The organism is Nocardia blacklockiae, assembly GCF_015477355.1.
Taxonomy (GTDB): domain Bacteria; phylum Actinomycetota; class Actinomycetes; order Mycobacteriales; family Mycobacteriaceae; genus Nocardia; species Nocardia blacklockiae.
Genome location: NZ_JADLRJ010000009.1, coordinates 1 through 11,258, shown reverse-complemented (window position 1 = coordinate 11,258; position 11,258 = coordinate 1). Strand labels below are relative to the sequence as shown.

Genomic DNA, 11,258 nt, shown 5'->3' with positions numbered 1-11,258 from the left:
CGAGTACTCCGGAATCGAATCGTGATGCCCGCCAGCAACTTCGGGCATTGGAACGGGAACGCGACGAGCTGATCGACCGGCTCGGCATGCGGCCGATGCCGGGAACCGAGCCACCGTTGGTCCCGATCCGAGAGGCGATCGCGGACATCAGGGAGCAGTGGTCGACCCAGCGAGCCACGATCGCCGCCCGCCTCGGCGTCGACCCGGAGCAGCTCGATCGGGTGCTGCTGCCGGAAACGACCTCGTCGATGGAACAGGTTAGGGGTGCCGTCGCCGACCTGCGACGCATCGATGCCTGGCTGACACGGCTGACCGCGGTGCTGGACGAGCACCGAGCGCTGGCACGACCGGACGACGTCGGCACGCAACCGCTCGTGGCTATCCCGCACAACCTGTACCCGCAACGCGAAGCGGTCCTCGACTTCAAGGCTGCCGACTACCGGCGGCAGGGGTTGAGCCGCGAGCGCGAGGATTTGGCAGCCCGGCTGGAGATAGCCGATCCGATGGCTCTGGTCCCGAATGACCCGCAACTCACAGCATTGCGCAGCGCAGCGGAACGTGACTGGGTGGCGCTGGCCGAAGATATGCGGGTCGACCCCGCGGTGCTCCCCACGATCCCGCTGACCATCTTCGGTGATCCCGCCGAGTTACGGGCCGATGATCCACTCCGGCCACTGGCCGAACGGTTCTGGAAGGCGAACGAGCAGCGCGCACAGATCCTGGAGCGTGCCGCCGACGTCCTCCGGCTCGGCCGAGTGGTCGCCGAGCATCAGCAGGCCGCCCAGGTGCTCGACGACGAGGTCGCGAGGCGCTTTCACGACGAGATGTGGACAGCGCCGGGAACGTGGGTGACAGATCACGTCAAGTACGAACAGGCGGCGGACGGGCGACCGGGCACGCTGCATATCGTTGCGATGGCGGGAATGCACCGGCGTGCACTACTTCACCTGGTCGCCACGAAGACCGCCGAGTATCCGGAACTCGCCCGAGCGCTGGACCCGACGTCGCCGTTCGAAATCTTCCACGTGGCGGTGGCCCCGGACTCGGACGGTAAGACCTCCTACCACGCCCACACCACGCGGGTCGAACCCGAGCGGGAACCCGAGCCGGTCGAAATCGGCGCGACGCTGCTGCATACGTACCTGACCTACCGAAGCCACGGATTGCTCTCCGGCGCACCGAGTTTCAAGAAGTGGCTGGCGCCCATCGGGCCGATCACCGCCGAAACCACCCTTGCCGATCTCGCGGCGCGGCTGGGTTCCTCGGGCGCGAAATCCAGGCCCGGCCCCACCGCTGCCCTGGTGCGCGACACGCACCGCGATATCGCCACCGTGGCGGTCGAGCCGTTCGGTGCCGAGGAGGTTGCCCGGCGCTTGGTCGGTCGCGAATTCACGACAAACAGCTTCTGGCGCAAGCCTCTTCCGGACCGCCCGCGCGGCAAATCCGTGCAGACGGTCGAAATCGGCGGCATCTCCCTCGACATCTGGATGGCGCCGAATGGTCAGGGCGGGTTCGATGTCGCCCAACCCCGGGACCCGAGCAACGGGACCGATGCGGTGGTGTCACGGTTCTTCGACGGCTGGCACGCCGACAGCGAGAAGGAACTGACACGCAGGATCGTCACAGCACTGGAGAAAGGCACCCAGGATCTGTCCGCTGCGGCCCGACCAGCGGTGGAGTTGGACCCCGGCGAATCGTTCGAGGATTGGGAACAGCGCTTCACTCGAGAACTCGAGCGCGCCTCGGCGTGGGTGCCCCCGGACAGCCCGCGACACCGGATCACCGCACTCCGGCGACGTGTCGAAGGCATGGCGCAGGATTTCCAGCAGCTCGGCCACGATGACTGGTACGCGACGATCACCACCCACCTGGCCCAGCTCGAACAATCCGCCGAGGAGGGCACAGCGTTTCCCGCACCCCCGGGACCCGACACCGTTGCGCTCGAACTCGATTCCGAGGATTTCGAGCAGTCCGAGCCCACTGCCGCAGCTGCACAGGAGGATCGACGAGGCAGCGACGCGGAGCACCAGGACGCCGCGACCCCGCTGCCCAGCGTCCGAGATTTGATGGCAGATCCGGACAAACTGCTCCGGCTACGCCGAGAAGTCGACGCATTGCGGCGGCAGCTGAACGAACTCAGTAGAGGGCGCGCGGATCTGTCGTCGCCGGCAGCGGTGTACGCGCTGCTGGGCGCATTGCAGAGGCTCGGGGAACAGAACAAACTCAACCCGAGCCAGGCTCGAGCGCTCCCGCTGGTCGAGGAATACAGCGTGAAGACAGCGCTGCTGAACGACGCCGAGCAGGTGCGCGGGGAGTTCCGGGACTACCAGCAGGTAGCCGCGGCTCTGCGGGACAGCCTGCCCGGCGCGGTCGCACAGATCTTCGACCTCATCGACGCCGAACTGCGCTCGATGACCGACGCGGAGCGCGAAAACGCCGCCACCCGAACCGATTTCGCCCGTCTCGCCGGCTGGGTGGTCGACCGCCTCGCTCACGAAGCCGCGGCCCAGGAACTCACCCGTGACCCGAACACCACTCCCGAGCAACGCGCCCGATGGCAAACCGCCACAGCGGAATACGATCATCGGCTCGCCCGCATCCTCGGCCTGTCCGAACCCGGAACCGGCTGGACCCAGCGCCTCGGCAGCGATCCCCTCCACCACCTCCGCGCGTTCGGGCGCCGCGCCGACGCCCCCCGGCACCTCGTCGACATCGCCACCCGTCGCCTCGACCTGCACGACATCGCCGCCGCCGTCGAACCACTCCACCGGGTCCTCGCCGACTGGCCGCACCCGGAGCAAACCGACACGGCGGCCGCCATCGCCTGGGAACTCGCTGCGCAAGCCCGCAAAGACGGCGGCGGCACACCCGAGATCACCGCCGCGGTCCACGAGCACCGGGGACAGCGATGGATCGACGTCCACGTCGCCGACACCAGCCGCACCCTCCCCGCACGCGACGGCAGCACCAGCGTCGGATGGCGCGCCGTCGACCTCCTCGACACACACACCGAAACCTGGGGCTGGAAATTCGACCGCGACAACGGAAGACAGGTCTGGTTCAAACTCTTCGAAACCCCCGCCGTCGACGACCCCTCCCAACCCGAGCATGAGTTCCTCCTCGACCTGCCCATCCCCCAGCGGTCACTCGAACAGGGATCGGCGAGAGTCCTTGACGCAGTAGGCGAATGCCTCGCGCAGGCCGGGCACCCCGATCCCGCCGAACCGACCGTCCTCGTGTCCGATCTCGTGCGGAACGTCTTCCGATACGCCGATCGAGGCGACGCCCACGTACGAATTCTGCGGCACCGCAGTATGATTCGCATCTCGGTCACCGACTCCGGTCGTGACCTTCCGGTGCTGCGAGATCCGAGCATCGCCCGCCTCGACGCCGACACCGCGGCCTGGGGCCTCGACCTCGCCCGCAGCGGCGGCAAGACCATCTGGTTCGAAACTCCGACCCCGACATCCACCTCACCCGACAACCGCCCCGACACCGTCGCCATCGAACTCGAGGGCCCCGAAGAGTTTTCGCAAGAACCCGAGAACACCGCGCCCGGGCACCGGGGCGACATCGTTGCCGAGCAACCGTCGGCCGCCGTCCGCGAGCAGATCGCAGCGCTGGGCGTCGCGGTCCTCGAGGTCGACAGGTTGGCCTACGAGTTGGCGCAGGCCACGAAAGACATGGCAGCGCAACGTAACCGGTCCGAGGACGAGCTGTTGCGCCGAGTGGGGTTGCCGATCCCGGAACGACGGGCGCCGCGACCGTGGAGCCTCGCGCGGTGCGAAACGGAACTCGCCACGCTGCGAACAGCCGTCGAGGAAGCGCGATCGGCATTGCCCGACCAGCCGGCGGGCCGCTCACCGGAAGCGGATCAAATCCGCCGTCGTGAGGCCGAGATTCGACAGCTGTCCGAGCCCCTCGAACGGTATCGCCGGGCACTGCGGACGGTGCAGGCGGCGACCGAGGAGTTGCACGCGCCGATGGCGCTGGCGTATTTCGCGGAACGGTTCGCCGACCAGGAGGGCCTGGGCATCGAAAGCCGCCTGGCGAGTCCGCACGTCGCGCTGGAACGCCAGCCGCACGGGCACGTCACCGTGGTGGTAGCGGCATCACAAGGTCGGCATGCCCGAGCGCTGCGCGAGTTCGTCGAGGACCATCCGGAATTCGCTGATGTCTATTCGTCCCGGCGGGGCGTCGATGTCAGATTCGTCGAGTTGATCCCGAAGCCGGACGGCACGGTCCATTCCGTGGCGCTGTACGGACGACCGGATGATCCCCACGATCCGCAGTTGGACGAACTGCATTTCAGCGAGCCCGCCGTGGCACTGATCGAGGCGTATATGCGTGCGTCCGATCTGGAGTTGCTCGGCGGTGTCCACTTTCCGAAATGGCTCACGGATCTCGGGGCGGAAGCGTTCTATCAGCCGGACGAAATCCGCCCCCGAGGTGCGCGGGCGGGTGAACTCAAAATCGATTACGTCATCGAACTCGGCCGCCAACTGGCCGAGCGAGAAAGATCCTGGTACGACCAATCTGTCGAGCAGGCGCTCGGCGCGCTGGCCGACGAGCCCGGACCGCTGAGCGCGCGTGAGGTTTCCCGCAGCCTGGCAACCCGGGAGTGGACCAGTGCCGCCACCCAGTACCCCGTGCAGCCCGGCCGCCGCACCGCGACGTGGTACCCGGAGATCGTCGTCGGCGGTCTGCGCATCAGTGTCCCGATGGCGAAGGACGCCACCGGCCGCTGGGTGATCGCCGAACCGCGCGGAGGACGCAGCCGCGGCACCGAACACGCGGTCGCCTACTGGTTCGCCCAACTCAGCGCCCGATCGTCGAAGGCCCTGCTCAACAAGGTCGCCAAGGCGCTGACAACGGGATCCACCGCATTCGCCACGCCGCGCACCGTCCCGATCGAGCCCACGGCCCAGGACGACGGCTGGGACGAGCGGTTCGATCGCGAGATCGCCGCGACGGAAACAGACGACACCGACCCCCCGACCTCCCCCGGCCCCGACACCGTCGCCATCGATCTCGGCTCCGACGATGCCGATGCACCCCCCGGTGCGGGCGCCCACCCGCTGGCGGGGCTCGACATCGACGCCGTGGAGTCCGTCCGCGCCGGGATCGATGCGGAACGTATTGCGGCGATCGAGAATACGAGAGGGTCGTCGGTCCCGGGACCCGCCCTGCATCAGCGCCTGAACGATGCGCTCGTCGGGATCGACATGTTGCTGACCGCATTGCGCGGGTCCGGGACTGCTTTCGAGCCGGACGACGCGCACGCGATGGTCGAGCACTACCGCGCGGCGGCGACGTGGTTGGCGGCGCTGAAGACCGCGAAGGACGCCGCGTCCGATGCCATGGCGAACAGCCAGGTGCCGCCCGCGCCCCGCGCGCAGGATCGAGCCGCGATCGAACGATTCCGCTTCGCGGACAAACGGATTCGGGATCTGCACGCCGAGGCAACCCCAGCCCGCGGGGGCATCGCGGCGACCGCCGACGACTGGAACCTGCTGCGGACGCTCGACCCGGACCTGGTCCAGCGCGTGCGGGCGGAGGTGCTGGCGGAATGCACCGCCGCGACCGTGGATCCGCGCGCTGTCGCCGTGGACCCGGCGGACCGGCAGCGCCTGCGGCGGCGACGCCGGATGCTCGAGCTGGTCGACGACCTGCTGGCACTGTCCGCGCGGCCCGACCCGGCGGTCTCGCAGCAGCGGCTTCGCCACCTGGTGAAGCACTTCAACGCGCTGCGGGAATGGCTGCCGGCGCAGGCGGAAGCGGCGAAGGCCATCCCCGCTCTCCTCGGCGCCGTCGACGACAGCGACCTGATCGAACTGGTCCACCCGAGCGTCCGGCCACAGCTCCGGCAGGCGAACCAGGCGGTGCTCGCGCTCCGCACGGCCGACGAGCGACTCCGCGAACGGACCGCGGCCCTGGTGACGAACTGGCGCTGGAATCACGCCGTGGAGCGAGTCGGTGCCGGTGGCTACACCGACCGCGGCAACCAGCACACCTCCAACGAGGACTTCCTCGCGATCGAGACCGCCACCGTCGGCGGCGAGCAGTGGACGTTGGCGGCGGTGACCGATGGCGTCTCCGGTCAGGGACACAGCGACGAGGCTTCGCGAGCAGCAGCCGAGGCCGCGTGTGCCGTGCTGGCTCAGGAGGCGGACCGAGTCGCGCGCGGCGGCCGCCCGGATCCGGTCGGCACCGTCGAGCGGGCATTGCGGGCCGCTCTCGAGGCGGTCGTCGACCTGGTGCGAACGCAGTACTCCGAGTCCGAAGTCCCGCCCGAGTGCACGATCGTGCTCGCGTTGGTCACGCCATCGCAGCTCGTCACCGTGGCTGTCGGCGACGCCGAGGCGTACTTGGTCCGCTTGGACGGCGGCCGCTCCGAGCACCTCACCCAGGATCCGGCCGTCCGCAAGATGATCGAGCGCTACCCCGATCTGACCCCGGCGGAAATCGCGGCACTGCAAAAGGCTCCCCGACAGGTCGAGGCGCTCGGTAGGAAACTGGCAGACCGGCCGCTACCGAGACCCACCGTCCATGACAACCTCACCGGCGAGTGGGTGGTGGCGCTGGGCTCGGATGGCGCCTTCAACGTCCACCGCACCACCGAATCCGTCGCCGACTGCGTGAAGCAGCAACTGGACCAGGCCGGAGGCCACCACACCCGGGCAGCCGTCGGGGTCGTCCGGTACGCCAAGGACCACCGGGAAGGCGACAACATCTCCGTCGCGCTGGTGGGTCGTCCGGAACGACGATCACCCGGCGGGGAGAAACACACCACCACGGTGCCCGGCGTGAATGCGACCGGTACCGGCGCTCCCACAGCGGCTCACCCCGGGGTCACCCCGTGGGCTCGATCCGCGCAGGCGGCGAACCGCGCGCCGGACTCGCAGACCCCTGGACGAGCCTCGGCATCGAATCCCACGACACCATGGAGCACCCCGAAGCCCGGGCCGACCTCCCGCGACAGCGCCGACCCCGTCGCCATCGACCTCGGCGGGCCCGACGAATCCGGACCATCCGAATCCATGCCACCGGTCGGCAACCGGGCGGGTCGGCTGGAAGTGCCGCAGGCCGAGATCGTCAAACTCGTCCGTGCGGGCAAGACCCCCGCAGAGATCGCGGAAGAACTGGGTATACCGCCCGATCAGATCGGCCTCCTCGGGCGCCGTATCCGTAGATACCGCACCTATCTGAATCGAGAAGGGAGTCGATCGGAGACTCCGGCGACATATCCGGATGCGGATCAGCGCAGCGAATACGAAGCCGATCTTTTGCGGTATCTCCGGCAGACGATGCAGGTGCCCAGCTCGCCGAGTAACCCGGTCGCGGAGCGGCTGGAACGACTGGCGAGAGAAATAAAAGAGGCGGTCCTCCGGCTCGCCGACAGCCGCCGCTGGCCCGTTACCGCGGGCGAGGACGTCGGCCGGTGGTTGCGCGCGGTCGCGGACGAGGCGGTGCGGCATCGCTTCGCCCACGAGATCCGGACCGGCATTCTCGACACGCTTCGCAGCACCGGCGTACCGGAATCCGATCTGGACTACACCTTGGTCGCCGAGATGCCGCTGTCCGCGTTCGAAGCCGGCTGGACGACGCTGCCTCGGGTACACAGCAAATGGCTGCAGGAGCGGTTCTGGCTCGGACTCGCCGCCGACGACATCAGGTCGTCGCGGCCGAGCCACGCGCCGTCGGCCACTGTTGCGATCACAGACCGGGCTGCGATCGAGCAACTGCTGGAGTCGGTCACACAAGCCGCGAGATCGTCGCGACGGCGACCGACGACGCAGGCCGAGCGGGATCTCCTGCGGGTCACCGCGTTCGATTACATCCTGGTCCGAGATCTGCCCCGCACCGACGACGAACGTCGCTGCTACGAACTGCGATTTCGCCGAGGTTGGACGATTCCGCAGATCGCGGACGAGCTGGGCCGCACACAGCGCGCGATCAGAGAGATGGAGATTCGGCTCGGCCGGAGTATGGCGGCCGAGGGGCTGATCACGGAGCCCGCTGTCGCCGTGAAAGCGGCGTCGTTGCGGGCGAAGCATTTCGGCACGATGAGCGGCGAAGAATTGCTGAGGAGAGCCGCTGCCCTGCCCGAGGAGGAAGAACGCGCCTATTTCCGACTGCATTTTCTCGAAGGGTGGACCTTCCAGGCCATCGCCACCGAATTCGGTTGCTCCCAAGCTCACGTCGAATGGCTGGATCAGCATGTCACCCTGCAGCTGCGGCCGGAGGATCATCCGGCCCATGTGACGAACGAAACGCGAGCACTCGCGATGCGGCAGCGGCACTTCGGCGACGTCGAGCCGGCTGTCCTGCAAGCACGGGCCGAACTGCTGGACCCCGTGGAGCGCACGTTCTTCCAGCTCCGTTTCCTGCACGGGCGAAGCTGGAATCAGATCGCGAAGGAGCTGTCCGCCACCCGACCCAAGATCATCGCCATGGAGAAGCGGGTCGTGCGGCAACTCCTGGAACCGGCACCGGGAACCGACCCGGTCGCCATCGAACTCGGCGACCCCGACGCGGAGCGATCGACGACGTCTCCGTGGCATCGCGCCGAACGCCGCGAGGCCACTCGTTCAGGTCATCAAACCAGGGTGACCGACCCGGAGAGCGACGATCGCCCGCACCTCGTGGCTATCGCGGGCGACAATGTGCTCGCCGGTACCGTCCACCGATCGGATCCGAGCCATCCACAGTCGGTTCTGCTGGAAGACCTGTTGCGAACGTGGGAACGGCTCACTCGTGGACAGGAACGGGTGGTCTTCGTCGAGGGCAGTATCCCCGGGCCGGACGAGACGATGGCCGGCCCGCGCGGCGAAATGGCGCTGGCAGCGCAGGTAGCGCGAGAGCTCGGCATTGCACTCGAGTCCCTCGAAGAGGGCGAGGAGGAGCAGGTTGCCTTCCTGCTCGAGGAGCATGATCGAACGGCCGTATTCCTGTACTACGTCCTGCGATATATTCCCCAGGGTTTGCGTTCGAGGGATACCGATATGGACGCGCATTTGGAGAAGGCGCTCGATAGATACTGGCGGCTATTTTACACGTCCCCCGTTTCTCGAACCGAGTTCTTCCGTCTGCTGGCCCTCGAATACCCCGACCACCCAGAACGCGGCGTACCGCGCCGTTTCACGAAGGACGACGAGGACTGGCTCCTGAGCGAGACGACGGATATGGACCAGGGCACCGCGCGCACCCGAATTCGCGCCGTCGGCGACGTCTGCCAGAAACGCCGGGAATACAAGGCCGCGGAGAAGATCGACCGATATCTCGCGGCCGGCGTCAAGATCTTCGCACCCTACGGGGAAATACATTTCGACAACATGCGAGGACGGACTGACACATTCGCGGACAGTACGGTCGTCGAACTCGGCGCACAACCGCTGCTCGGTAATACCACCGCCGACCCGGCCTCGAAAACGACTCCTTGGAACAGCAAGCGACAAACCCGCCCCGCTGGACCGTCCGAGAGCGCGACCGAGGTACCGCGCGCGGATTCGCTCGGAATACGCCCCACACAGCCCAATGCGTTCCTGTACCGGGTCCAGGAATCCGAACTGGTCCGATACCTCGGCAACGCGCCGAAGGTCAAGGCCGCGACGATCGCGGTGTTGGACCGGCTGGAGACGGTGATCAGGGGCCTGTGCCCGGAGGCGACGGAAGAACAGATCCGCGCGGCGTTCGACGCGACCGCCCGACCCCGGTGGGGCGGCATGGTGCTGCCGTCCGTGCCGCTGGACGAGCTGAAGAGCGACGGGAACTCGCGCGAACAGCTGTCGGCGATCCTCAACGCGATGACTCGCCACAGCGAGTTGGGGGACGCGACATTCGGTCCGACACTGGACCAGGGCATCGCGCGGTACATGAACCGCGACGAGGACGCACGACGACGCCAAGCGAACGAACTGGGGCTGGACTTCGAGGCGTTGGAGGCAGTTCGCGCGGCGATTCTCGAGGACAAGCAGCCGGGAGAACCGATCAGATGGAACGATCTCAACCCGGTCGAGTACGTGCGCGTTCGTGGCGACAAGGCCGATGCGGCTTTCGCGGAGTACGCACAGCGAAATGCGGCATTCCCCGCCCGCGTGAACGAGGAACCACGCCTCGCTCCCACCTCCGGAGACTTCGCGAGGCTGGGTATGCCGCTGTCGCTACGGGAATTCGCCGCGCTGCCCGAACGCAAGGTCCTGTCGATCAGCGAACTCGACGCCGCCGTGGAAAGGCACCACCTCGCCGACGGCCGCATCGATACCGACCGCTTGACAGCACTCCTGCGCGAACGCGACCCACGGATCGAATACGTGGAGCCCAAGTACAGTCTCGACGTACGCGGCCGTCGAATTCTCGATGACGAAGGCCATTGTGTCGTCAGCTCGATCAAGGTCTACCGTGACGAAGGTTTCGTCACCCCGGAGCAGGCATACCGCCTCGACCATTCCGAACATGTGGTTCAGCTGCCGTGGCGACCGGGATTCGTCTACGTGGACCCCGACCTCGACAACGACTACACCCGCGCACTCGCCGAACAGGGAATTCCCGCCAACGCGGGTATTTCCGGCACGGCCACCCGCATGCTCGCCCGCTTCCGCTGGCTGCGCCCGCCGGGCGTCTCCGAGCAGGACTTCCTCGCGGCGATGGTCTCCTTCATGCTCCCTTACCACCACACGACGTACGAATTCGTGCGGGGGCTGGAGATGCTCGGCGTGTGGATGGGGGACGACATCGCGGCCATGCATCGGTCCATGGCCTATTTGTTCGGACCACGCGGGCACGCTGCGGCGGATGCCGGGCTGCGACGGGAAATCGCGCAGCAGATCAGCAGCGGGCGCAGGGCGCGCGTGGCCGAGATGCTCGAAGACAGCCGCGGGGTCGAAGTACTCAGTTGGGTGCGGATGCGGCTGCCCGGTCATACCGCGGCACGGGAGATCACCACCGAGATCTGTGTGGCGGCCGCCGACCGCTGGACCGAGATCGGCGGCCGCAGCATCGACGAATGGCTGACCCTCGTCTCGGAGGACGTCCTCGCCGAGCATGTGAAGCACACCCGATTCCGGCAGTCGTTCGCCGACAACCGGGACATTCGCGCCGGCGCACCTGCCGGAATCGGTGACGAGAGCGCACTAGGGCCTGTCTCCCAATAGATTTTGCATGACCAGCCCGAACAGCGGGCCGGTCATGCATTATGGTCGCCGTGGCGACACTGACCGGTGATCGGTACCAGGTGCTGACGGACAAGCAGTGGGAGC

The 11,258-nt window shown here is 67.4% G+C and carries 1 protein-coding gene; it reads left to right on the top strand.

Going from position 1 to position 11,258, the window contains the following annotated elements; all coding sequences use genetic code 11:
* Positions 1–47: 47 nt before the first annotated feature.
* Positions 48–11,153, top strand: a complete 11,106-nt coding sequence (locus IU476_RS24970) for a protein phosphatase 2C domain-containing protein (protein ID WP_195104030.1) — start codon at positions 48–50, stop codon at positions 11,151–11,153.
* Positions 11,154–11,258 lie beyond the last annotated feature (105 nt).